Annotated in this window: 18 protein-coding genes; 9 read left to right on the top strand and 9 right to left on the bottom strand. The window is 64.5% G+C overall.

Features of this window, described 5'->3' with window-relative positions:
- The first annotated feature begins 83 nt into the window (after positions 1 to 83).
- A complete protein-coding gene (locus KSS93_RS17200) occupies positions 84 to 1,274 on the top strand; it encodes an MFS transporter (RefSeq protein WP_217885185.1) in 1,191 nt (396 codons plus the stop codon).
- Positions 1,275 to 1,340: 66 nt separating this feature from the next.
- On the opposite strand, the gene KSS93_RS17195 is transcribed toward KSS93_RS17200, so the two are convergent.
- Entirely contained in the window at positions 1,341 to 2,387 is a 1,047-nt protein-coding gene (locus KSS93_RS17195) for a LacI family DNA-binding transcriptional regulator (protein ID WP_225917205.1), read from the bottom strand.
- 367 nt (positions 2,388 to 2,754) lie between these two features.
- Between KSS93_RS17195 and KSS93_RS17190 the strand changes: the two genes are divergently transcribed.
- The 5 genes from KSS93_RS17190 to KSS93_RS17170 all read left to right on the top strand — a co-directional run bounded on the left by KSS93_RS17190 (position 2,755) and on the right by KSS93_RS17170 (position 10,795).
- Positions 2,755 to 4,953, top strand: coding sequence for a TonB-dependent receptor (locus KSS93_RS17190; RefSeq protein WP_217885184.1), 2,199 nt, complete (start codon positions 2,755 to 2,757; stop codon positions 4,951 to 4,953).
- A 154-nt stretch (positions 4,954 to 5,107) separates the two neighbouring features.
- A complete protein-coding gene (locus KSS93_RS17185; RefSeq protein ID WP_217885183.1) occupies positions 5,108 to 6,436 on the top strand; it encodes an LLM class flavin-dependent oxidoreductase in 1,329 nt (442 codons plus the stop codon).
- Positions 6,437 to 6,557: 121 nt separating this feature from the next.
- Positions 6,558 to 7,601 (top strand): L-glyceraldehyde 3-phosphate reductase, encoded by a 1,044-nt coding sequence (mgrA, locus tag KSS93_RS17180; protein WP_217885182.1) that lies wholly within the window; start codon positions 6,558 to 6,560, stop codon positions 7,599 to 7,601.
- A 12-nt stretch (positions 7,602 to 7,613) separates the two neighbouring features.
- Positions 7,614 to 8,534, top strand: a complete 921-nt coding sequence (locus KSS93_RS17175; protein ID WP_302474053.1) for an aliphatic sulfonate ABC transporter substrate-binding protein — start codon at positions 7,614 to 7,616, stop codon at positions 8,532 to 8,534.
- Between the two features lie 173 nt (positions 8,535 to 8,707).
- Positions 8,708 to 10,795: a putative bifunctional diguanylate cyclase/phosphodiesterase gene (locus tag KSS93_RS17170; protein WP_217885180.1), complete on the top strand. Its 2,088-nt coding sequence runs from the start codon at positions 8,708 to 8,710 to the stop codon at positions 10,793 to 10,795.
- Here KSS93_RS17170 and KSS93_RS17165 read toward each other — a convergent pair.
- A complete protein-coding gene (locus KSS93_RS17165) occupies positions 10,792 to 11,055 on the bottom strand; it encodes a DUF1652 domain-containing protein (RefSeq protein WP_217885179.1) in 264 nt (87 codons plus the stop codon). The two genes, KSS93_RS17170 and KSS93_RS17165, sit on opposite strands and share 4 nt — an antisense overlap.
- 260 nt (positions 11,056 to 11,315) lie before the next feature.
- Positions 11,316 to 11,963 (bottom strand): DUF1345 domain-containing protein, encoded by a 648-nt coding sequence (locus tag KSS93_RS17160; RefSeq protein WP_217885178.1) that lies wholly within the window; start codon positions 11,961 to 11,963, stop codon positions 11,316 to 11,318.
- A 321-nt stretch (positions 11,964 to 12,284) separates the two neighbouring features.
- On the opposite strand from KSS93_RS17160, the gene KSS93_RS17155 reads away from it, so the two are divergent.
- Positions 12,285 to 13,463, top strand: a complete 1,179-nt coding sequence (locus KSS93_RS17155; protein WP_217884504.1) for an integrase core domain-containing protein — start codon at positions 12,285 to 12,287, stop codon at positions 13,461 to 13,463.
- Between the two features lie 773 nt (positions 13,464 to 14,236).
- Here the strand turns inward: KSS93_RS17155 and cprA are convergent.
- Entirely contained in the window at positions 14,237 to 15,394 is a 1,158-nt protein-coding gene (gene cprA / locus KSS93_RS17150; protein WP_217885177.1) for a cationic peptide resistance protein CprA, read from the bottom strand.
- Between the two features lie 373 nt (positions 15,395 to 15,767).
- Here cprA and KSS93_RS26735 point away from each other — a divergent pair, with 373 nt between their 5' ends.
- Positions 15,768 to 16,127 (top strand): LysR family transcriptional regulator, encoded by a 360-nt coding sequence (locus tag KSS93_RS26735; RefSeq protein ID WP_302474048.1) that lies wholly within the window; start codon positions 15,768 to 15,770, stop codon positions 16,125 to 16,127.
- 140 nt (positions 16,128 to 16,267) lie between these two features.
- On the opposite strand, the gene KSS93_RS17140 is transcribed toward KSS93_RS26735, so the two are convergent.
- Together KSS93_RS17140 and KSS93_RS17135 are read right to left on the bottom strand one after the other, a co-directional pair.
- Positions 16,268 to 17,455 (bottom strand): MFS transporter, encoded by a 1,188-nt coding sequence (locus KSS93_RS17140; RefSeq protein WP_217885176.1) that lies wholly within the window; start codon positions 17,453 to 17,455, stop codon positions 16,268 to 16,270.
- Positions 17,456 to 17,916: 461 nt separating this feature from the next.
- Positions 17,917 to 19,098: an NnrS family protein gene (locus KSS93_RS17135; RefSeq protein ID WP_217885175.1), complete on the bottom strand. Its 1,182-nt coding sequence runs from the start codon at positions 19,096 to 19,098 to the stop codon at positions 17,917 to 17,919.
- 182 nt (positions 19,099 to 19,280) lie between these two features.
- Between KSS93_RS17135 and KSS93_RS17130 the strand changes: the two genes are divergently transcribed.
- Positions 19,281 to 20,195, top strand: a complete 915-nt coding sequence (locus KSS93_RS17130; RefSeq protein WP_217885174.1) for a site-specific integrase — start codon at positions 19,281 to 19,283, stop codon at positions 20,193 to 20,195.
- 236 nt (positions 20,196 to 20,431) lie between these two features.
- Here the strand turns inward: KSS93_RS17130 and KSS93_RS17125 are convergent, their stop codons facing one another.
- The 3 genes from KSS93_RS17125 to KSS93_RS17115 form a co-directional block, all read right to left on the bottom strand.
- Positions 20,432 to 20,740: a hypothetical protein gene (locus KSS93_RS17125; RefSeq protein WP_217885173.1), complete on the bottom strand. Its 309-nt coding sequence runs from the start codon at positions 20,738 to 20,740 to the stop codon at positions 20,432 to 20,434.
- 115 nt (positions 20,741 to 20,855) lie between these two features.
- Complete coding sequence (locus KSS93_RS17120) at positions 20,856 to 22,208, bottom strand: GntP family permease (protein WP_217885172.1); 1,353 nt, start codon at positions 22,206 to 22,208, stop codon at positions 20,856 to 20,858.
- A 120-nt stretch (positions 22,209 to 22,328) separates the two neighbouring features.
- The gene (locus tag KSS93_RS17115) at positions 22,329 to 22,868 is read right to left on the bottom strand and encodes a gluconokinase (RefSeq protein ID WP_217885171.1); all 540 of its coding nucleotides are present in this window, start codon (positions 22,866 to 22,868) and stop codon (positions 22,329 to 22,331) included.
- Positions 22,869 to 23,070: the final 202 nt, after the last annotated feature.

Here is a 23,070-nt window from a genome sequence, read left to right as displayed (position 1 = left end):
GCTCACACCCCATCGCGGGGCAAGCCCGCTCCCACGTATCGCTCCCGGTAGCGGCTTTTTCTGTTTCAACACAAGGCAATGCTGTGACTTCCTCCGCTGCTCGCTTCCCCTCCAACCTGGCCATCGTCTGGCTCGGCGTTTTGCAAATCCTGGTCTGGGGCGGCTCGTTCTTCCTTATGGCGGTCATGGCCGCGCCCATCAGCCGCGACACTGGCTGGCCCAGCCAGTGGGTGTATGGCGCGCTGTCCCTGAGCCTGATGGTCGCTGCCTTGTTGGCACCGCTGTCGAGCCGCCTGATTGCCCGCTACGGCGGCCGCCCGCAACTGGCCGCCAGCGGCGCGGTGGTGGCGTTGGGGCTGGTGCTGATGGCGGCCAGCCACAGCCTTGGTTGGTTTCTGGTGGCCTGGGCGGTGATTGGCGTTGGCATGGCCATGGGGCTGTACGAAGCATTGTTCGCCACGCTTGGTGCGCTGTACGCCGAGGGGGCCGGCCGGGCGATCACCGGGGTAACGCTGATTGCAGGCTTTGCCTCGACGCTGTCCTGGCCCACCGTGGCGCTGTTGATCGAGCAACTGGGCTGGCGCCAGGCCTGCGTGCTGTATGCGGTGGTGCTGTTGCTGGTGGTGGCGCCGCTGTACTGGAAGGTGCTGCCGCCGGGTGGCCAGGTGGCCGGGCGCAAAAGTGCCAAGGGCGAGGAGGGCGTAGGCATCGACCGGCGCCTGTACCTGTTGCTGACCAGCATTTTTGCCATTGGCGCAATCATCATGACTGCCATTGCCGTACAACTGGTGTCGGTGCTGCAGGGCATGGGCCATTCGCTGACGGCAGCCATTGGCCTGGCCGCGATGCTCGGGCCCAGCCAGGTGGCTTCGCGGGTGCTGCAGATACTGGTGGGCCAGCGCCACCCGATCTGGACCGCGCTAGCCTGGACCAGCCTGGTGCTGGTGGGCTTGCTGCTGGTGACCTTCGCGCCCATGGCCACGGCGGTGGGCCTGTTGATTTTTGGTTGTGGCAATGGCCTGCGTGCCATCGTGCGCGGCTTGTTGCCGCTGGCCATGCTGCCGCCGGCGCAGTACGTGCTGCTGATGGGGCGCATGTCGCGGCCGTCGCTGATCGGGCAGGCGTTGACGCCGCTGGTGGGTGGTTACCTGTTCGAACACCTGGGGGCGTATGGGGTGCTGTACAGCCTGATCGGGTTGGCGCTGGTGAACCTGGTGCTGGTGGTGATGGTATTCAGACGGGTGCGCGGGGCAGGTGTGGCTTCGCGCCCCTGATCGGGTATCGCGTGGGAGCAGGCTTGCCCCGCGATGGGCTCAGCGCGCCATCAACCATCAGGCTACTCACGCGCTTTCACGCTCCACCAGCTCGCACCCCAGCAGGTTCAAGCGCTGCACCTCACCCTCGCACGCCACCACCCCCAGGTGCTGCAGCACCCGCAGCGCCGCCACTTCGCCGATCTGCCGTGACGGTGGCCGCAAGGTGGTGAGGCTGGGCAGCAGCATTTCGGCGAACGCATAGTCGCCAAAACCCATTACCGCCATGTCCTCCGGCAGGCGCAGCCCGGCACGCTGCCCGGCCAGCAGGGCGCCGGCGGCGAGGTTGTCGTTGGCGAAGATGATTGCCTCGGGCCGCGGTGTGCGTCGGATCAGCGCCTCCATGGCCTGGCGCCCGGCTTCGAACGGCGCGGTGTCTGCAGAGGGCACGAACACCCAGGGTTCCAGCCCGGCTTCGCGCATGCTCCGGGCATAGCCGTCGCGCCGCTCCAGGGCGCTGAAATCACCGGCGGCGCTGTTCTGCACGAAGGCGATGCGTCGGTGGCCCTTGCCCAGCAGGTAGCGGCAGGCCTGCACACCCACCTGTTCGTGCAAGAAGCCCACCTGCAGCGGTGCCCGTTCGGGTACGTAGTCCCAGATTTCCACCACCGGCACATCGGCCTCGGCCAGCATCTTTTCGGTGGCCGGGCTATGGAAGTGGCTGGTGACCACCAGTGCCGCCGGCGACCAGCCAAGGAAGGCGCGCACCGCGCTTTCTTCCTGTTCTTCGCTGAAGTAGCTGGAGGCCAGCAGCAACTGGTAGCCATGCCGGCCCAAGGTGTCGCTGACGGCCTGGATGGTCTGCGCGAAGATCGGCCCGGAGATGTTCGGGATGACCATGCCGACAACGCGCCCGCGCGCCGAGGCCAGGCCACCGGCCACCAGGTTGGGGACGTAACCCAGCTGTTGCACCGCAGCCTGGATGCGTTCGCGCAAGGGCGCGGTGACTTGCTCTGGCTGGTTGAAGTAGCGCGATACGCTGATGGCCGAAACCCCGGCCAGCCGGGCCACTTCGGCCAGGGTGACGCGGCCGGCGCCGCGGCGCTTGCGCGGGGTGTCGGGGGATGGGGGCACGGCAATTCTCCGGTCAGACAAAGCCTTGGGGGTATCTGCAGCCCCTGTGGGAGCGGGTTTACCCGCGAACACCGGCATTGCCGGTGCCATGCACCGCAGTTTCTGCTTCGCGGGTAAACCCGCTCCCACAGGGGCCAGTGCTGGCTCGAAAGCGCGATGTTAGCGCTAACCAGGTGCTCAATTGCAAATAGCCATATGGCATATAAAGCTTATTTTTTAGTATTGGACCTGCTAACTGGAGAGATTCAATACTTATTCATGTTAGCGCTACCAAGCGCTGCTGTTGGCAAGCGCCTGCCACTCGCACGAGCGAGACCAGACAACCACAGCTTTCCCTTCCGTCTGGTCTTTCAAGGCAGTGAGCATCATGCAGACAAGCCGCATACCGTCTTTCCCCAACCTTCGCCGTGCGCCGCTGGCCACCGCAATACTGCTCACCACCCTGGGCGCCCAGGCGGCCGAGTCGCTGGAGCCTGCTGCCCTGGAGGCGGTGACCGTCACTGCCACCCGCCGCGAAGCACCGCTGCAGAAGGTGCCGGTGGCCGTGTCGGTGGTCGACGGCGAGCAACTGGAGCGCGACAACCGCAACAACGTTGCCAGCATCGTCCAGCAGGTCCCCACCCTCAACTACCGCGCCGGCGCCTCGAACAAGGACACCTCGCTGTTCATCCGCGGCGTGGGCACCATCTCCACCTCGCCAGGGGTAGAGCCCACCGTGGCCACGGTGGTGGACGGCGTGGTGTTTGGCCGCCCGGGCCAGTCCACCCTGGACCTGCTCGACCTTGAGCGCATCGAGGTGCTGCGCGGCCCGCAAGGCACGCTGTTCGGCAAGAATGCCTCGGCCGGGGTGCTCAACGTGGTCAGCAAGGCCATCCCCGAGCAGACCCACGGTTACGTGGACTACTCGCACTTTGGCGGCGGTGACGAGAACCGTCTGCGCTTCGGCATCGGCGGGCGCCTGAGCGAGCAACTCAAAGGCTCGTTGAGTACCCTGTGGGGCGACTACGACGGCAATGTCGAAAACCTCGCCAACGGCCATGACGTCAACGGCTACGAGCGCAAGGGCGTGCGCGGCAAGCTGGAGTTCGAACCCAGCGATGCGCTACGCCTGACCCTGATCGCCGACTACATGAAAGGCGAGGACACCCTGCCTAGCGGTGTAGTAACCAAAGCCAGCGCAGCCTTTACCAACCAGCTCGGCGGCGTGGTGCCCAGCGCCCACAACCGCGACATCAGCAGCGATTTCAAGACCCACGTCGAAGACGAAAACCAGGGCCTGTCGGCCCAGCTCGACTGGCAGCTGGGCGACTTCACCCTGACCTCCATCAGCGCCTGGCGCGGCTGGGACAATACCCAGTACCAGGACGGCGACCGCCGTGCGCTGTTGCCGCTGACCGCCTCCCACGACAAGGGCACGGTGGACTACGACCAGTACAGCCAGGAGTTTCGCCTGACCTCGCCCAAGGGCCAGTTCAACGAGTACGTGCTCGGTGCCTTCTACATGCACGGCACCTCGAAGGAGGTGTACCAGCGCCTGTCGGTCAACGGTGGCGTCGCCAACAACGGGCGCGCCGACTACTCCACCACCAACGACAGCGTGGCGCTGTTCGGTGAAAACACCTTCAACATCACCGACGATTTTCGCGCGATTTTCGGTTTGCGCTGGACCCACGACGACCTTGAATACGACCACCGCCGGGTCTCGACTTCGGCCACCGCGGTCACCGGCATTCAGCCTTCGACTGCCAGCAGCGGCTCGGTGGACGAAGATGGCTGGAGCGGCCGTACCGGCCTGCAGTACGACTTCAACGACAACCTCACCGGCTACGTCACCTATTCGCGCGGCTACAAGGGCCCGGCCTACAACGTGTTCTTCAACATGCAGCCGCGCGATACCGGCGCGCTCAAGCCGGAAACCTCCGACGCCTACGAGGTGGGCCTGAAGAGCACCGCGCTGGACAACCGCCTGGTGGCGAACCTTGCGGTGTTCCATACCGACTACGACGACTACCAGGCCAACTTCTTCGACACCGTGGCCAACCAGGTGGTGACCCGCCTGGTCAACGCCGGCAAGGTCAAGACCCAGGGCGTGGAGCTGGACGCCAGCTTCCAGGCCACCCGCCAGCTCAAGCTGTCGGCGGCCGTCGCCTACACCAAAGCGCGGGTCGACCATTTCAATTGCCCGGTGGGGGCGGCGGCCAACTGCAACATCGACGGCGGCCACCTGCCGTTCACCCCGGACTGGAAAAGCTACCTGCGCGCCGACTACAACATCCCGCTGGACAACGGCCTGGACCTGGAACTGTCCAGCGACTACAGCTGGCAGGACGCGGTGCAGTTCAGCCTCGACCAGAACCCCGACACCGTGCAGGGCGCCTACGGCATCTGGAACGCCAGCATTGCCCTGGCCGACTACAACGACGGCTGGCGCGTGGCGTTGCTGGGCAAGAACCTGGGCGACAAGTCGTACGCGCAGATGCTGGCCAGCGGCGGCGACTATATCTACCGCGCCGTGCCGCGGGATGACGGGCGCTATTTCGGCGTGCAGTTGCGCAAGGACTTTTAAGCAGAACCTGCTTTGCGTGCAGGGCGGGGCCGCGTTGCGGCCCATCGCGGCGCAAGGCCGCTCCTACAAAAAGCGCGTTCCCCTGCAGGAGCGGCCTCGTGCCGCGATGGGCTGCAAGGCAGCCCCGGCAATCGAACTGTTAGCAGAGGTACTCATGACCACTTCCACCCGCCAACTCAGCCTCGGCGCCTTCCTGATGGCCACCGGGCACCATGTCGCGGCCTGGCGCCACCCGGGCGTGCCCGCCGACCCGCTGGATTTCAGCGTCTACCGGCGCGCGGCGCAGATTGCCGAAAACGCCTGCTTCGATGCGCTGTTCGTCGCCGACAGCGTGGCCGCACCCAGCGATGCCCTGGCCAGCCACAGCGCCCGCTCGGTGTACTTCGAGCCGCTCACCCTGTTGTCGGCGCTGAGCGCGGTAACCGAACGCATCGGCCTGGTCGCCACCGCCACCACCAGCTACAACGAGCCCTACCACGTGGCGCGCAAGTTCGCCTCCCTCGATCATCTGTCGGGTGGGCGGGCCGGCTGGAACCTGGTGACCTCCGATGCTGCCGCCGAGGCCGGCAACTTTGGCCGCGATGCGCATATTCCCCATGCCGAGCGCTACGCCCGCGCCCGGGAGTTTCAGCAGGTGGTGCAGGGGCTATGGGACAGCTGGGCGGACGACGCCTTTGTGCGCGACAAGGCCAGCGGCCAGTTTCATAGGCCCGACGGCGTGCGCGCGCTTGGCCATGCCGGCGAGCACTTTCGCGTGCAGGGCCCGCTGAACGTTGCCCGCTCACCCCAGGGGCGGCCGGTGCTGGTGCAGGCGGGGTCGTCTGAAACCGGCCGTGAGCTGGCTGCCGAAAGCGCCGAGGTGGTGTTCACCGCCCAGCCATCTCTGGCCCGCGCCCAGGCGTTCTACGCCGACCTCAAGGGCCGCCTGGGCCGCTACGGACGCGGCGAAGACGACCTGAAGATCATGCCCGGCCTGTATGTGGTGGTTGGCCGCAGCGAGGCCGAAGCCCAGGACAAGGCCGAACAGTTCCAGGCCCTGGTCGACCCGCGCGTTGGCGTGGCGTTGCTCGGGCGCATGCTGGGCAACTTCGACCTGTCGGGTTACCCGCTCGATGGCCCGCTGCCCGAGCTGCCGCCTACCGAAGACGGTCAGCGCAGCCGCCAGCAACTGCTTACCGAGCTTGCCGGCAGCGAACGCCTGACCTTGGGCCAGCTCGGCCAGCGCATCGCGGGTGGGCGAGGGCACTTCAGCCTGGTCGGCACCCCGGTGCAGATCGCCGACCAGTTGCAGGCGTGGTTCGAGGGCCACGCCGCCGACGGTTTCAACATTCTGGTGCCGCACCTGCCGCTGGGGCTTGAGGATTTCGCCTTGCAGGTGGTGCCCGAACTGCAACGCCGCGGGCTGTTCCGCAAGCACTACCAAGGCCGCACGTTGCGCGAGCACCTGGGCCTGCAACGCCCGGCCAACCCACACTTCACCTGAAACAGCCCCCTGTAGTAGCCGGCTTGCCGGCGATGGCGCCAGTTCAGGCAACGCTGTTGCCAAGGCGGGCCTCATCGCCGGCAAGCCGGCTACTACAGGGTCCAGTCATCAAGGAGTCAGCATGACTTACACCGCCAACCCCGAACGCTACACCCACATGCCGTACCGCCGGGTCGGCCGCAGTGGCTTGGTGCTGCCGGCGCTGTCCCTGGGCCTGTGGCACAACTTCGGCGACGCCACGCCCCTCGACACCCAGCGCGCCTTGCTGCGCACGGCTTTCGATGCCGGCATCAACCACTTCGACCTCGCCAACAACTACGGCCCGCCCTACGGCAGTGCCGAAAGCAACTTCGGCCGCCTGCTGCGCCAGGACCTGCAGGCCCACCGCGACGAGCTGATCATCTCCAGCAAGGCCGGCTGGGACATGTGGCCTGGGCCGTACGGGCAGGGCGGCAGTTCGCGCAAGTACCTGCATGCCAGCCTCGACCAAAGCCTCAAGCGCCTGGGCCTGGACTACGTCGACATTTTTTACTCGCACCGTTTCGACCCGGATACGCCGCTGGAAGAGACCGCCATCGCCCTGGCCGACATCGTGCGCCAGGGCAAGGCGTTGTATATCGGCATCTCGTCGTACTCGGCGGGCAAAACCCGGGAAATCGCCGGGTTGCTGAATGAATTGAAGGTGCCGCTGCTGATCCACCAGCCCTCCTACAACCTGTTCAACCGCTGGATCGAGCGCGACCTGCTGGCGACAACCGACGACGTCGGTGCCGGCGTGATCGTGTTCACCGCGCTGGCCCAGGGGCTGCTCAGCGACAAGTACCTGAACGGCACTCCGGCCGACGCCCGGGTCAACCGGGCAGGTGGCGGTTCGCTGTTGCCCGGGCACTTGAGCGAGGCCAACCTGGCACGCGCCCGCGCGCTGAACGACATTGCCCGGCGCCGCGGCCAGAGCCTGGCCCAGCTGGCTTTGGCCTGGACCCTGCGCGATCCGCGGGTGAGCTCGGCATTGATCGGCGCCAGCCGCCCCGAGCAGATCACCGAGAACGTCGCCGCCCTGGACAATCTGGCCTTCACGCCTGAGGAACTGGCCGAGATCGACCGGTATGCCGTGGAAGGCGGGGTCAACCTGTGGGAAAAACCCTCGACCGACTGGAAGGAGTGAAGCATGGCTTTCATGCGTATTGCCCTGTTGTTGCTGGCGGTACTGGCTGGCGGCGCCAAGGCAGCCGACCCGGCCAGCCTGCGCATCGGCTACCAGAAGGGGTCGATCAGCCTGGTGCTGGCCAAGCAGCACCACCTGCTGGAGCAGCGCTTCCCGGCCACCCGGGTGGAGTGGATCGAGTTCCCGGCCGGCCCGCAGATGCTCGAGGCGCTGAACATCGGCAGCCTGGATATCGGCGCCACCGGTGACATACCGCCGATTTTCGCCCAGGCAGCCGGCGCCGACCTGTTGTACATCGGTGCCGAGCCGGCCAAGCCCCAGGCCGAGGTGATCCTGGTGGCCAAGGACAGCCCGATCACTTCGGTGGCGGCGCTCAAGGGCAAGCGCATTGCCCTGCAAAAGGGCTCCAGTGCCCACAACCTGGTGCTGCGCGCACTGGCCCGGGAAGGCTTGAGCATGGCTGACGTGCAGCCGGTGTACCTGGCCCCGGCCGACGCCCGCGCGGCATTCGAGGGCGGCCGCGTGGATGCCTGGGCGATCTGGGACCCGTTCTATTCGGCCATTGAGCTGGAGGGCAAGGCGCGGCTGCTGGCCGACGGGCAGGGGCTGGGGTTGATAGGGCCGTTCATGCTCGGGGCGCGGGGTTATGTGCAGGCACATCCGCAGTTTGTCAGTGAGTTGCTGGCCGAGATCACCCGGGCCGAGGCGCTGACCCGCAGCGACGAGGCGGGCAGCATCGAAGTGCTGGCAAGCTTCATGGGCTTGCCCGAAGCCGTGGTGCGGCGCAGCTTTACCCACCGCCCGGCATCACCGGTGTTGCCAGTGAGCGAGGAGATTGTGGCCGCGCAGCAAAAAACCGCGCAGTTGTTCTTCGACAACCGCGTATTGCCCAAGCCGGTGGATATCCGCGCAGCGGTCTGGCACCGCCCCTAGACATCGGGCCCTATAGGCGCGGGCTTGCCCGCGATCACCGGCAAAGCCGGTGCCATCATGCGTATGTCGCGCAACCGCTCAACTCCACGAAAACCCCGTGCGTTTCGCCAAAGCTTGAGTACAATCATCGGCTTTTTCGGCCCTATATCCTGGGCTGTTCGTGGAAAGCCCCCATGCTGACCGGTAGTTACTCCTCCTCGCTGGTGTTGATCTCGCTGTGCGTGGCCATTCTTGCCTCCTATACCGCCCTTGACCTTACCGGCCGCATCGCCACGGCCAAGGGGCGGGCGGTCCACTTGTGGATGGTGGGCGGTGCGCTGGCCATGGGCATTGGCGTGTGGTCGATGCACTTTATCGGCATGCTCGCCTTCAGCCTGCCGATCAGCCTGGGCTACGACACCACGCTGACGGCGCTGTCGCTACTGATTGCGGTGCTGTCATCGGGCTTCGCTCTGTGGCTGGTGAGCCACCCGAAACTGCCCTGGCTGCAGTTGGCGTTCGGCGCGTTGGTGATGGGCAGCGGCATTGCCTGCATGCACTACACCGGCATGGCCGCGCTGCGCATGCAGCCGGGCATCGACTACGACCCGGCGCTTTTCGGGGCGTCGTTGGCCATCGCGGTGGGCGCCTCGGCGGCGGCGCTGTGGATTGCCTTCCGCCTGCGCCGGCAGACGCCCTACGTGCGGCAAATCCGTGGCGTGGCCGCGGTGGTGATGGGCGTGGCCATCGTTGGTATGCATTACACCGGCATGGCTGCAGCCAACTTCCCCGAGGGCAGCTTCTGTGGCGCGTTACCCAATGGCCTGGCCGGTGACGGACTGGACTATCTGGTATTGATCACCACCTTGGCCGTGCTCTCGGTGGCGCTGCTCACCTCGGTGCTGGATGCCCGCCTGGATGCTCGCACCGCGGAGCTTGCGCGCTCGCTGACCCTGGCCAACCAGGAGCTGACGCAGTTGGCGCTGCACGACACCCTCACCGGCTTGCCCAACCGCACGCTGCTGGCTGACCGCATCGACCAGGCCATGGGCCGGGTGGCCGAGCAGGGCGGCTGCTTTGCGCTGATGTTCATCGACCTGGACGGCTTCAAGCCGGTCAACGACGCCTTTGGCCACCATGTCGGCGACCAGTTGCTCAAGGCCGTGGCGGCGCGTTTGCGCGGGCACCTGCACAGCCAGGACACCCTGGCGCGCATCGGCGGTGACGAGTTCGTGCTGCTGGTGGAGCTGCAGGAGCCGGACGACGCCATGGGCGTGGCGGTCAAGCAGGTGAATCTGGTGTCCAGGCCGTTCCGTGTGGCCGAGCACGACCTGCAGTTGTCGGCCAGTGTGGGTATCGTGATGTACCCCGGCAATGGCCTCGACCAGCAGGAACTGCTGCGCAACGCCGACGCCGCCATGTACCACGCCAAGAGCGCCGGCAAGAACGGCTACAGCTTCTTCGACGCCTCGATGAACAGCAACGCCCGCCAGCAACTACAGCTGCTGCAGGACTTGCGCGCGGCACTGGAGCAGGGGCAGTTTCGCCTGCATTACCAGCCCAAGTTCGGTGCCGTCGCGCGCCAGCCGATCGGTGCCGAGGCGCTGTTGCGCTGGGAACACCCCCAGCACGGCCTGATGCTGCCAGACCGGTTCATCGGCCTTGCCGAGAAGACCGGCCTGATCATCCCCATTGGCGAGTGGGTGCTGGCCGAGGCCTGCCGGCAGATGCGCCAGTGGATGGACCTGGGCCATGCTGATTGGCGAATTGCGGTAAACCTGTCGGCCATTCAGTTCTGCCATGCCGGGCTGGTCGACAGTGTGGCCCGTGCGCTGAACGACAATGGCCTGCCGGCCAACCGGCTGACCCTGGAAATCACCGAAACCACCGCCATGCGCGATGCCGACGCCAGCCTTACGGTGCTGCAGCGGTTGTCCGACATGGGCGTGGACCTGTCCATCGACGATTTCGGTACCGGCTATTCCAGCCTGATGTACCTCAAGCGCCTGCCGGCCAACGAGTTGAAGATCGACCGTGGTTTTGTGCGTGACCTGGAGCAGGACAGCGACGATGCCGCGATCGTCTCGGCCATCGTCGCCCTTGGGCAGGCGCTGGGGCTGCGGATTGTCGCCGAGGGCGTGGAAACCGACCGCCAGCAGGACTTCCTGACCCGCTTGGGGTGCGATTCGTTGCAGGGCTACCTGCTCGGGCAGCCGGTGCCGGCCGAGGAGTTCATGGCAGGGTTGGAAGGGTTGCGCGAACGCCAGAAGCAGCTTGGCTAGACCACGTCCCGCAGCGGGTTGAGCTGCAAATCGAAGGTTTCCATCTCGGCTTCCACCGCTTCGATGATCCGTTCCACATCGGTAGCGGCCATGATTGCGGCGCAGGGGATGCCGGCAACCGCCAGCAGGGTTTCGCCGGTGGCCCTGTCGAACAGCCGGGCGACCATGCTGCGCGGCGCATCCATGGTGGCTTCGAAGCCCAGTGGATGGAAATGCCAGCGCATCACCTGGCAGGCGTTGGGGAACGTCATCTTGTTCATGCCAGCCTCCTTGTTCATGCCTTGAACGCGGTGATTCGACAGTGGAACCGCATGGCCATACCTGGCCGTCGGGAATCTAACCATAGCAGTTGCCTTGGCCACGATCCGGGGAAAATATGACAAATGTACTAATGCATGACTTCGGTCACACCGGTGTCATGCTTGGGCGCGGGCGTGCCAGGGCCGGGCAAACGTTTTCCGGCTGGGTTCCGGGCTCGGGTTCTTCATAAGGGTTTCGGACCGGCGGTAGCCGCGTTCGGTTAGCCGAGCAAGCCGGCAGCGATGTTGATGGTGAAACCCAGGATTGCCGTATTGAACACGAACCCCACCAGCGAGTGCGCCAGCACCACGCGGCGCATGGCGCGACCGCCGATGCCGACGTCCGAGGTCTGTACTGCGACGCTGATGGTGAACGACACGTAGTGAAAGTCCCAGTAGTCGGGGTTGCGCTCGCCGTCGGCGAAGCGCAGGGGTGGTTCGTGGCGCTCGCCGGTGTAGAACAGCCGGGCGTAGTGCAGGCTGAAGATGCAGCCGATCAGCAGCCAGGAACCGGCTACGGTCAGGCCGGTGTACAGGTAGTGCAGGGCCAGGGCGCTGCCTTCCAGGCCGCGGCTTGACACCAGTTGCAGGGTTACGGCGGCCAGGCTGGCGATGGCGGCGACGCAGACGGTGATCAGCACCAGGGCGGCGTTCTCGTCCTCGACCCGAGCGACCTTGCGTACTTTGTCGGCGGTGGCTCGCAGGCTCAGCCACAGGACCATGAGCAGGTACAGCCAGACGCCGATGTTCCAGCCGGTGAGGATGTGTTGTACGGGGTCGGCGGCGGGGATCAGCCAGGCGCCGATCAGGCCGGACAGGGTGGCGATGCTCAGGCGGGGGTGGGTGCGGGTCAGGCGGTGGAGGGCCATGCTGCCTTGTCGTTTTTTTGCGGGGGTGTTGCAACTGTAGACCATGGTGGGGGTTTGGGTTGTTTGGGGGCGTAGTTGGTCATGATGTTGGAGTGTTGAACTGTTGAACTGGCTTTGGTTGGTTTGGATAGTTGTATGCGCATTCATTATTTATAGTGACGCTTATTCACCTTTCCGCCCTTACGGCGGGTAACTTTTTGAAGCATCAAAAAGTCACCAAAAAATGCTCGCGGTATGACTCACCCACATGGGTTACAAATCAGTTCACGCACATAGGTAACAGTTTTTAACTGGCATGGTCGGTTTTTCGAGGATCTGACCATGCCTTGGCGAGAGCTGAAACCTATGGACATGAAAGTGCTTTTCATCGCTGACTATCTCCAGGGGGCGCCTAGCTTCAGCGCCCTTTGCGAGGCCTACGAGATCAGTCGAAAGACCGGTTACAAATGGGTCGAGCGTTTCGAGAAAGCTGGCCCAGCAGGCCTAGAGGAACGTAGCCGTCGCCGGCTGACGCAAGATTGGGTTGTACCCGTCGCCGTTCGCGAGGCCATTATCGAATTACGCGGCAAGGGCCAGACGGAGCCTGGGCCCAAGAAGATCCAGGCCGCATTGCAGGAACGTTTTCCTGACCAGGCGCCTCCCTCCAAGACAACGATCTACAACATCCTCAAGAAAGCCGAGCTGATCAAGCCGCGGCGCCTGCGTCAGCGCGTAGCGGTCTATCCCAAGCCGCTTGAAAAGGCGGAGTCGCCCAATCAGCTCTTCACTGCGGACTACAAAGGCCAGTTTCTGACAGGAGCTGGGGTCTGGTGCTATCCGTTGACGATCATGGATCACGCCAGTCGCTTCTTGCTCGCGTGCCACAGCATGGCCAATACGAACTTTCTGGAGACACAGGCTGTGTTCACTGAGGTCTTTCGTGAAAACGGGCTACCTGAACGTATCCGGACCGATAACGGCGTGCCGTTTGCCAGTAAAGGGCGTGCAGGGCTCTCCCAGCTGTCCATCTGGTGGCTGCGCCTAGGCATCATTCCTGAACGTATTGCGCCTGGCAGACCGGAGCAAAATGGTCGGCACGAGCGTATGCACCGAACACTCAAAAGTACGCTTCCGTCACCGCCCGCAGTGGCTTGGGAGGCTCAACAACGGCACTTCGACCGCTTCCGGCAACACTACAATTACGAGCGGCTCCACGAAGCACTGAAGCAGAAAACACCAGCGTCCTGCTACCAGCCTTCGCCACGCCCGTTCCCGGAAAAACTACCTGAAATGACTTACCCCAGTCATATCGAGAGCCTGCCAGCTGATCGCAGTGGCATCGTCAACCGCCGGGGTTTGAGGATCTATGTAGGTTACGTGCTCAAGCATCAGACCATTGGGCTGGAGCAAGTCGGGGATGGGGTGTGGGATGTTATTTTCGGCCCAATCATTCTCGGCAGGATCGATGAGCGAGATGCCGATGATGGTTATGTAACACTTCAGGTGTTGTCACCTATGTGAGCGAACTTTTGTGTAACCCATGTGGGTGACCCGTACATCGCTCCATTCATCCGGCCCCTGCGCTTCGCTCCGGGGTTCCCTCACTCCGGGCTTGCTCCGGGGGTACGCGCCGACGGGCCGTCCCTGGCCCGATCGGCGCTCGACCGGCATCCATGCCGGTCGCCCCCCTACGCAATCCCTGCGTTCGGCCTCCTGAAGTCGCGAAGTTAGGGGCGGCGCCTGGACTGGCGCAGCTAACCGCTAGTTGCCACCGTGGGAACTCAGGATTTGATCGCGGGGCAAGCCCGCTCCCACGCCAGAAGTTGGTGCGCACAACTAGCGTGGGGCGGGCTTGCCCCGCGATTGCGTTAGAACAAACAACACATAAATAACAATTAAACCAACATCCCAGCTCTTGATCTGGCTCTTGATCTGGCTCTTGATCTGGCTCTTGATCTTGCTTCTAAGCGCGCGATAGCCCAGGCAACACAAATCGCGACTTCAGGAGGCCGAGCGCAGGGATTGTGTAGGAGGGCGACCGGCATGGATGCCGGTCGAGCGCCGATCGGGCCAGGGACGGCCCGTCGGCGCGTACCTCCGGAGCAAGCCCGGAGCGAGGGAACCCCCGGAGCGCAGCGTAGGGGGCCGGATGATAGGAGCAGGCGGTTTTGCCTACTTTTGCCACGACAAAAGTAGGCCGCCGTAAGGGCGGAAAGGTGACGAAAAGCGCTTATCGTGAATGAATGCGCATACATCTCCCAAAGCAATAACCATAATCCCCGAACCCGACCCCATCACTTGAAATCCCACTGCATCTGCACCGCAATACTCACCTCACTGGAAGACCTCACACACACCTCCAGGTAATCGGTAAACCGCGGCGGCACCGCAATCCCTTCCTCCAGCAGCCGGCTGTTGTCGAACAGGTAATTGAGGTCGGCAAACCCGCTGTACAAACGCAGTGCCCGCAGCACCAACCGCGGGTTGGCCGGCCCAATACGGCTTTCGAAGCTGCTGGCCAGCGACTTGAGGTCATCCACGCCAACCTTGCGATAACGTTCCCCCACAGGCTCCGCGCCATTGGCCAAGGCAAAGGCCTGGTCAATCTCGGCAAAGGTGCAGGCCGAACCGTGGCCGGCAGAGATGTGATACAGGTCGTGATTGAGCTGCGGCTTGCGCGCCAGGCCAATCAGCGCCTCGGCGCAATAGTCCACCGGGATCACGTCGATCTGCTCGTCCAGCCCGCAGGTGAAGCTTTCCAGAGCAAAGCCCATGCGAAACACCCAGAAGATACTGCCCGACGCCTGGCACCCAAGGCTGCGGTGGCCAACCACGATGGACGGCCGCGCCACCACCAGCGGCAGGCCGGGCAGTTCTTCGCGCATACGCCGTTCGATTTCTGCCTTGGAGGCGGTGTAGTCCACCAGTTGCTGCTCGGCCTCGGGGAACTCCCACGACTCGCTGATCGGCGACTCGCGCTCGGGGCCACAGCACATCGCGGTGCCCACATGCAGGAAGCGCTTGAGCCGGGCCGAGCGCGCCAGCACCTGGGCGAAGGCAAAGGTCCCTTCGACGTTGACCGGCCAGATACTCGGGTTCTTCGAAAACGACGCCACGGCGGCGCAGTTGATCACCCGGTCCATCTGCATCAGGCGCGATGTTTCACGGGCCAGCCAGGAAGTGTCGAGCAGGTCGCCGCAAAGGATCTGCCCGGCATGCAGCGCCAGGCAATCGCGCTCGCTGACACCATGCTGGCGCAGGTTGTCGCGCAGGCGCTCCAGGCCCTGGTGCGGGGTTTCAGAGCGCACCAGAAAGCACAAGGCGGCGCCTTGGCCGTCTGCTATCAGCTGGGCCGCGACCGAACCCCCGAGAAAGCCCGTGGCCCCGGTCAGCAGGATATGTTCGCGGGTAGCGACGCAAGTGAACATATTACCTTGGGTCAGTGCATTCATCGGTGTTGCCTCTAAAGTTAGGTGCTGCGCATTTGAAAGATATAAGTGTCAACGCGCCGTGAAAAAGTTGTGAGCCGTTAATTGGGTAAACCATGGGTTGGCATAACTTCTGGTAATTGCAGCCCCGCTGTGCGTGCTCTGCAGGGCTCTGAATCAGAGGCTGGCGATTCTGGTCGGGAGGATGGGTTATTGTAATTGCAGGGGTGGGGAGTTTGCGTGAAACTATTTTAATCGGCGCTGCGTAAATGAATATTTCCTGTTTGATTCTGAAGTTTCTTTTATTTTGGAAGTTGCTTCAGCTTTTGTTCAGGTAATGTTCCGGGCGCTGTGCTAATGCGCAGTAGTTGGGGCCTAAAAAAATGAGCCTTGAACCATGCCCCTCGACAACCCCTCCCGCCACGCGCTGCCACTCAATGCGCTGCGTGCCTTCGAAGCCTCTGCCCGCCTGGGTGGCTTTGCCCGTGCAGCCCACGAACTCAAGCCCCTGGAGCGCCAGTACGGCGCAGCGCTGTTCGAGCGCCACGCCAAAGGCGTGCGCCTGACGCCGCTCGGGGAGAGCATCAAGGGGCAGTTCACCGAGGCCTTCGATGCCGTGGAGGACGCCGCACGCACCCTGCGCCGGCTGGCGGCGCCGCAGCGGGTGTGCATACCGTCACCTCGCCGGCACTGGCGGCCGGTATTCGCAGTGTCGAGGACCTGGCCCAGGCGCCTGGCCCAGCTTGCAAAATGCTGACCTTCTGTAACAGCCGGCTTGCCGGCGATGCCGCCCTGGCAGTGGCGCCTTGACCTGAAACGGCCTCATCGCCGGCAGGCCCGCTCTTGCAAGGTAATGAACGCGACCAGCGCTGACGCCGGTCGCGTTTCAGGCGTGGCTCAATGCCCGCCTTTCATGCGCCGGGCAATCAGGTAGATCACCAGGCCCGCGAACGCTGCGGCTGCGCCAATGTAGCCGGTGCTGGTCCAGCCCAGGCTGGCGCTGATAGCCATGCCGCCGAACCACGGCCCGAGGGCGTTGGCCAGGTTGAATGCGGCATGGTTGGAGGCGGCCGCCAGGCTTGGCGCTTCGTGGGCGATGTCCATCAGGCGGATCTGCAGCGGCGCGGCCAGGGCGATCATGGTGCCCACCAGTGCAATGCCCGGCAGTAGTGTCCACAACGAGTGGGCGGCGAACGAGAAGAACAGCAACACGGCCATCGACCATACCAACACGATGCCCACCGCGCGGAACTGCAAGCTGTCGAACAGCTTGCCGCCAACGATGTTGCCGACGATGCCACCCACGCCGAAGGCCGCCAGGCCGAACGGAATCCACTGCGGCGCCACCTGGGTCACCTGCAGCATGGTCGGCGCCAGGTAGCTGAACACGCAGAACATGCCGGCAAAGCCGATGGAGGCGATGGCCAGGGCCATCCACACCTGGGGCAGGGCAAAGGCGCGCAGCTCTTTGCGCGGGTCGCTGCGGGGCTCGTCGTGGGGCTGTGGCACGAAGCGCCACACCAGGGCGACGGTGGTCAGGGCGATTGCCGCCACCAGCACGAACGCCGAGCGCCAGCCGAAGAACTGGCCGAGCAAGGTGGCCACCGGGTTGCCCAGCAACATGGCCAGGGTCAGGCCCATCATCACCCGCGCCACGGCGCCGGCGCGCTGGTTGCTGGCGACCATGCTCGAGGCCACCACGGCGGCAATGCCGAAGTAGGCGCCATGGGGCAGGCCGCTGATGAAGCGGAACGCCACAAGGCTGGCGAACGATGGGGCGAACGCGGTGGCCAGGTTGCCGATGGCGTACAGCGCCATCAGCAGCAACAGCATGTGCTTGCGCAGCAACTTGGCGCCGAGTATGGCCAGGGTCGGCGCACCGACCATCACACCCAGGGCGTAGGCGCTGATGGCATGGCCGACCTGGGGTTCGCTCAGTTGCAGGTTACTGGCGATATCGGGCATCAGGCCCATGATGGCGAACTCGCCAGTGCCGATGGCGAAACTGCCGAGGGCCATGGCGGCTTCCATTTTCACGACGGTGGATTTGGCGGGTAGCTGGGGCGGGGCTTGGTGGACAGACATCGGGATCCTTTGCGAAACATGCTGAAACGTTTGATGGCCGATGGTAGACGTTTCGCTCAGGAGTAGTCGAGGCTGGATGTGGCCGCAATCCCCGCAGGCGCTGTTCACCCTGTAGGAGATTACCCAGCCCTGCGGGCTGCGCTGTTGCGCAGAGAACTGGGCACGAGCCCGCCGCGGCCCCTGTAGGAGCGGGCAAGCCTGCTCTCATAGAACAAACTGCAACTCATTGATTTAACGCGGTCCCTGTGGGAAGCGGCCTTGTGTCGCGATGGGCTGCGCAGCAGCCCCGGCAATCTTGCATGAGGCCGAGACCTTGGGGCCGCTTCGCGCCCCATCGCGACACAAGGCCGCTTCCCACAGAGACCGTGGCGCATCTGCGAGACCAGTTCTCTGCGCGACAGCGCAGCCCGAAAGGGCTGGGTCCTACAGGGGCCGAGCCAGCTGGCGGGCGCAAACCGCGATCACCCAGGCATCCCGTCCACCCGAGCCCGCAGCAGAACCGGCAGATAATGCCAAACGAACAACCCCAACCCGGCGCAAGCCAACAGCACCGACAACCCCAGCCCAAGTGACGTGAACGGCACCACCAGCACCCGCGCCACTGCGGCCATCTGCACCAGCGCGAACGCCCAGCCGATGCTGGCAGGCACGGTCAGGGGCCGCCCGGTATGGCCCAGGCTCACCCGCGCCATCATCGCCACGATCAGCCCGGTCATGCCGCCGACACTCAAGGCATGCACCGCAAGGCTCGGGCTGACGGCAACCCCCCCATGCCAAAGCGCCAGCCCCAGGCACGCCGGCACCATCCAGGCGTAGGCCAGGTGCAGCGACCACAGCAGCGGCACCCGCCAGATACCCTGGGCATGCCACAACACCAGGCGCACCGCGTGGAGCACGGCCAAGGCGGCAAACAGCACGGCCATGAATAGGGTGGGCGCTTCGTTGAAGCCGGCCGCGTAGCTGGCTGGCAGGGCGATGCTGCCCAACAGGCAGGCGCGGTCGAGCCACGGGCGGGCCGGGGCCGGCGTCATGTCGCCAAGGCCGCGGCGGGTAAAGAAGGGGATCACCCGGCCGCCGATCACGCTCATCATCGCCGCCACCAGCCACAACCCGGCGAGCACGCCACGGCGCTGCAGGCCTTCGTCATGGGTAAGCCAGCCCGCCAGGGTCAGCCACTGGCAAGCGGCCAGCAGCAGTAGCAGTGCGACGATGGGGTAGTTGTTGCGCAGGCGCCTCTGGATGATCGGCCGCGCCAGGGCCACGGCCACCAGCGGCAAAAAGGCGCCCTGCAGGGTGACCATCAACCAGGCCGGCAAGGGCAGGAACCAACTGGCCCGGCCCAGCAGCCAGAGCAGGAACAACCCCTGCAACGGGCGGCCGCAAAGGCCGGGGATACCGCTCCAGTTCTGCACCGCAGTCAGCAAAAAACCAGCGACGATCGCCACGGCAAAACCGAACAGCATCTCGTGGCGGTGCCACGCCAGCAGCCCGCCCACAGGGCTGGCTTGCAGCACGCCGGCCAGCACGCCGCCCCACAACAACAAGGCCAAAAAGGCGAACAGGCTGCCGCCCAGGAAGAACGGGCGAAAACCCAGTGCCCAGAGTGCCCGGTGCGGGCGAGCGTTTATCGGCTGAACGAGCATGACGGCCACCTTGGTTCGATTCCGGAAGGTCGATTGGGTTACCATCACGATCCATGCCAGCCAACAAAGCCTTGAATATCAAGGTGATGGCATTCATAAGAGTCAATATGACTTCGTGTTAGTCCAGTCTTTATGACTTGCAGATAGTCATAAAGACCCGCTTCAAGTGACAGGACCTCGCTGTGACCGATCTTCTGCGCAACCCGCTGCTGCAGTACCTGGCCCGCCTGGCGCCGTCCAGCCAGCTGACCATGCGCTACATCCTGCAGGATGCCGCCGACCGCCTGGGCTTCGTCGATGCCGACATCGCCGATGTGCCCTGGCACCACCTCGAGCCTGGCCACGTGATTGCGCTGGTCGCGGCGCTGCGTGCCGATGGCTACGCCCCCAACACCTCGTCGCTGTACGTGAATGCCGTGCGCGGGGTGATGAACGAGGCCTGGCGCCAGGGCCTGATCGAGCACGATCAGCTACTGAAAATTCGCGAAATCAAGCCAGCCACCGGCAGCCGCCTGCCGCCGGGGTGCAACCTGCGCCGTAGCCTGATCCGCGAACTGATGGATGTATGCGCGGCCGACCCGCGCCCGCAGGGGGTGCGCGATGCGGCCATCCTGGCGCTGCTTTACGGCACCGGCATGCGCAAGTCCGAATCGGTGGATGTCGACCTGGCCCAGGTGGATTTTGCCGAGCGCAGCGTGGTGGTGATGGGCAAGGGCAACCGCCAGTTGCTCAAGTACGCCCCGGCCTGGGCTTTCGACAAGTTGCAGGCCTGGCTCGACCTGCGCCGCCAGCACCTGCCGGCCGGCGAGCGCGACGACAGCTTCCTGTTCAACCGCATCCGCCGTGGCAGCCACATTACCCGCGCGCGCATCACCAAGCACGCCATCTACTACATCGCCCGCCAGCGCGGGGCGCAGGTGGGCGCGAAGATCATGCCCCACGATTTTCGCCGGGCCTTCATCACACGGGTGATTGAAGAACACGACCTGTCGATCGCCCAGAAGCTGGCCCACCACGCCAACATCCAGACCACGGCCGGGTACGACCGACGCGACGACAACGAGCGGCGCCGGGCGGTGGAGCGCTTCGATTACTGAGTGAGAGATGGGCGCGACAGGGCGGGCCAGTTGATTGGGTGAGCAGGCACCCGCCGAGCCGGTGTTCGCGGGGCGCGGCACACCGACCGGCCTGAGCACTCAATGAATACTCGAAGCCAGCTCGAAGATCAGCATCGGGCGCGAAGCGGCCCGACAAGCGCAAACGGGTTAACCGTGGGAGCGGGCTTGCCCCGCGATAAGGCAATCGCGGGGCAAGCCCGCTCCCACGTTGTGAATCAGGGGTTGCCGCTGCTACCTGAACTACCCCCTTCACCCTGGCGCCCCATCCCTTCCGAGCCGCTACCGCCATTCATCCCCGGCAGGTCGCGGTCGTCATTCTGTTCGGCCGGCGGGCTGTCCGGGTCGTTGCCCTTGATGCGCGGGTCGGTGTCCCGCGGCATGGGCTTTTCGATGGGGTTGAGGGTGCTGTCCACGCCCGGTTGAGGGGCGGGATTGTGCGGGTCGTCCGGGTAGGTGGTGCCGGTGCCGACGGCAAGCGCCAGCGGCGAGACGAGCAGGGCGGCAAGCAGGAACGAACGCTTCATGGGGCAGGCTCCTTGGCTGTGACTTCTATAGAGCCTTCAAACCCATCGCGGGCTTGAGGGCATGCAGCTTTTGGCTGCCTGCCCATCAGCAAGGTGCCATCACCCCGATCAACGGTCACACCACCGTCGACAACAGCATGATGAAGATGATGCCCACCACCGAGAGAATGGTTTCCATCATGCTCCAGGTCTTGAAGGTTTCGGCCACGGTCATGTTGAAGTACTGCTTCACCAGCCAGAACCCGGCGTCGTTGACGTGGGATAGGATCAGCGAGCCGGCGCCGGTGGCCAGTACCAGCAGCTCGCGGTTGACCCCCGGTACCAGGTCGATCACCGGGGCGACGATGCCGGCACCGGTGATGGTGGCTACGGTGGCCGACCCCGTGGCAATGCGGATTACCGCCGCCACCAGCCAGGCCAGCATGATCGGCGAGATCTCGGCCTGCACGGCCATTTGCCCGATCACGTTGCCCACGCCGGTATCCACCAGCATCTGCTTGAAGCCGCCGCCGGCACCGACGATCAGCACGATGGCCGCCGTGGGCGCCAGGCTCTGGTCAAGCATCTTCATGATCTGCTGGCGACTGAAGCCGCGGGCCGAACCGAAGGTGTAGAAGGCCAGCAGCAGCGCGGCGAGCAGGGCGGTGATGGGGTGGCCGATCAGGTCCATCCACTGGCGCACGATGTGTTCGGCGGGCAGCACTACGTCGGCGAAGGTCTTGAGCAGCATCAGCACCACCGGCAGCAGCACGGTCACCAGGGTGATGGTGAAGCTCGGCAGGTTCTGCTGGTTGGATTCCCGGGCGATCTGGTCCATCAGCTCCTGGGACGGGTTGCCGGGGATGTAGCGGGAGATGAAGTTACCGAACAAGGGGCCGGCGATAACCGCAGTTGGCAGGGCTACCAGCAGGCCGTAGAAGATGGTCTTGCCAATGTCGGCGTGGAAAATGCCGATCGCAAGCAATGGCCCGGGGTGCGGTGGTACCAGGCCGTGCACTACCGAAAGGCCGGCCAGCAGCGGGATGCCGATCTTCACCAGTGACACCCCCGAGCGCCGGGCGACGATGAACACCAGCGGAATCAGCAGCACGAAGCCGATTTCGAAGAACAGCGGGATGCCCACCAGGAAGGCGGCGAACATCATCGCCCAGTGCACTTTCTGTTTGCCAAAGGCGCGGATCAGGGTTTGCGCGATCTGATCGGCGCCGCCGGAGTCGGCCATCAGCTTGCCGAGCATGGTGCCCAGGGCCAGGACGATGCCGACAAAGCCCAGCACGCCGCCAAAGCCGTCCTGGAACGACTTCATCACCTTGGCCACCGGCATGCCGGAGGTCAGGCCGAGAAAGCCTGCTGCCAGGGTCAGGGCGACGAAGGGGTGGACCTTGAAATGGGTGATCAGCAGGATCAGCCCGACGATGGTGACCAGCGCGTCGAGCAACAGGAAGGTATCAGTAGCCAGTCCGAACATGGTTCGTTTGCCTCTGTATTGTCGTTGTTGTAGTGGCGTAGCGGGTGAAGCTTTTTGCAACTTTTGCCCTGTCGGGATGTCGAGACAGCGCTATCTTTGGTGAGCCGGAAAACCGCCCGTTCAGGCAGTGCGCGCCAGGCTCCGCTCACCGCAGGGCTTTAGCCAGCTGTCCACCTGCACCGACAGGCTGTCGATGGGGCGGGTGGCGTCCAGGGCCAGGGTGCGGGGTTCGCCGTGGGGCGCTTCAAGGGCGGCGAACTGGCTGTCGATCAAGCTGGCCGGCATGAAGTGGCCGGGGCGGGCAAGTACCCGTTTTTCGGCTTCAGCCGGGGTCAGTTCGAGGAACACGAAGCCCAGCTCAGGCACCGCCTGGCGCAGGGTTTCGCGGTAGCGGCGCTTGAGTGCCGAGCAGGTAAGAATAGGCCGCTCGCCCGCCGCGATGGTGGCCTGCAGCTCTTCGCCCAGGCGCACCAGCCAGCCGGCACGGTCGTCGTCGTTCAGGGGAATGCCGGCGCTCATCTTCTGGATGTTGGCGGCGGGGTGAAAGGCATCGCCTTCAATCAGGCGGCCGCCGCTGCGCTCAGCGATGGCGGCGCCGACGCAGCTCTTGCCGCAGCCAGCCACGCCCATGACCACGATCGCGGACAGGGAAGGGTTCATCAGTACCTCCTGCAGGGTGAGATAGCGCTGTCTCGAGCAGAGCGAAACGAGATTGCGAGCGCCACCCTCCCGGGTGTTATTGGTCTTGTCTTGGGCAGTATGGACGCTTTACGCATGCCTGCTACCAGGTTTGCATTGCCTGCGTTCTGAGACAGCGCTACCTTAGTGACCGTTCCCCATTCCTGCAAGTAGTAAAATTACA

The sequence above is a fragment of the Pseudomonas xanthosomatis genome, from assembly GCF_019139835.1.
Classification (GTDB): domain Bacteria; phylum Pseudomonadota; class Gammaproteobacteria; order Pseudomonadales; family Pseudomonadaceae; genus Aquipseudomonas; species Aquipseudomonas fakonensis.
Note: the sequence above shows the minus strand (reverse complement) of the source record. Positions and strands in the feature narration are given on the sequence as shown.

Bases quoted from the DNA above. Each gene is read 5' to 3' on its own strand.
- KSS93_RS17190 (WP_217885184.1), top strand. From the start codon at position 2,755: ATGCAGACAAGCCGCATACCGTCTTTCCCCAACCTTCGCCGTGCGCCG.
- KSS93_RS17170 (WP_217885180.1), top strand. From the start codon at position 8,708: ATGCTGACCGGTAGTTACTCCTCCTCGCTGGTGTTGATCTCGCTGTGC.
- KSS93_RS17160 (WP_217885178.1), bottom strand. From the start codon at position 11,963: ATGGCCCTCCACCGCCTGACCCGCACCCACCCCCGCCTGAGCATCGCC.
- cprA (WP_217885177.1), bottom strand. From the start codon at position 15,394: ATGAATGCACTGACCCAAGGTAATATGTTCACTTGCGTCGCTACCCGC.
- KSS93_RS17140 (WP_217885176.1), bottom strand. From the start codon at position 17,455: ATGTCTGTCCACCAAGCCCCGCCCCAGCTACCCGCCAAATCCACCGTC.
- KSS93_RS17185 (WP_217885183.1), top strand. From the start codon at position 5,108: ATGACCACTTCCACCCGCCAACTCAGCCTCGGCGCCTTCCTGATGGCC.
- KSS93_RS17120 (WP_217885172.1), bottom strand. From the start codon at position 22,208: ATGTTCGGACTGGCTACTGATACCTTCCTGTTGCTCGACGCGCTGGTC.
- KSS93_RS17175 (WP_302474053.1), top strand. From the start codon at position 7,614: ATGCGTATTGCCCTGTTGTTGCTGGCGGTACTGGCTGGCGGCGCCAAG.
- KSS93_RS17135 (WP_217885175.1), bottom strand. From the start codon at position 19,098: ATGCTCGTTCAGCCGATAAACGCTCGCCCGCACCGGGCACTCTGGGCA.
- mgrA (WP_217885182.1), top strand. From the start codon at position 6,558: ATGACTTACACCGCCAACCCCGAACGCTACACCCACATGCCGTACCGC.
- KSS93_RS17165 (WP_217885179.1), bottom strand. From the start codon at position 11,055: ATGAACAAGATGACGTTCCCCAACGCCTGCCAGGTGATGCGCTGGCAT.
- KSS93_RS17115 (WP_217885171.1), bottom strand. From the start codon at position 22,868: ATGAACCCTTCCCTGTCCGCGATCGTGGTCATGGGCGTGGCTGGCTGC.
- KSS93_RS26735 (WP_302474048.1), top strand. From the start codon at position 15,768: ATGCCCCTCGACAACCCCTCCCGCCACGCGCTGCCACTCAATGCGCTG.
- KSS93_RS17155 (WP_217884504.1), top strand. From the start codon at position 12,285: ATGCCTTGGCGAGAGCTGAAACCTATGGACATGAAAGTGCTTTTCATC.
- KSS93_RS17125 (WP_217885173.1), bottom strand. From the start codon at position 20,740: ATGAAGCGTTCGTTCCTGCTTGCCGCCCTGCTCGTCTCGCCGCTGGCG.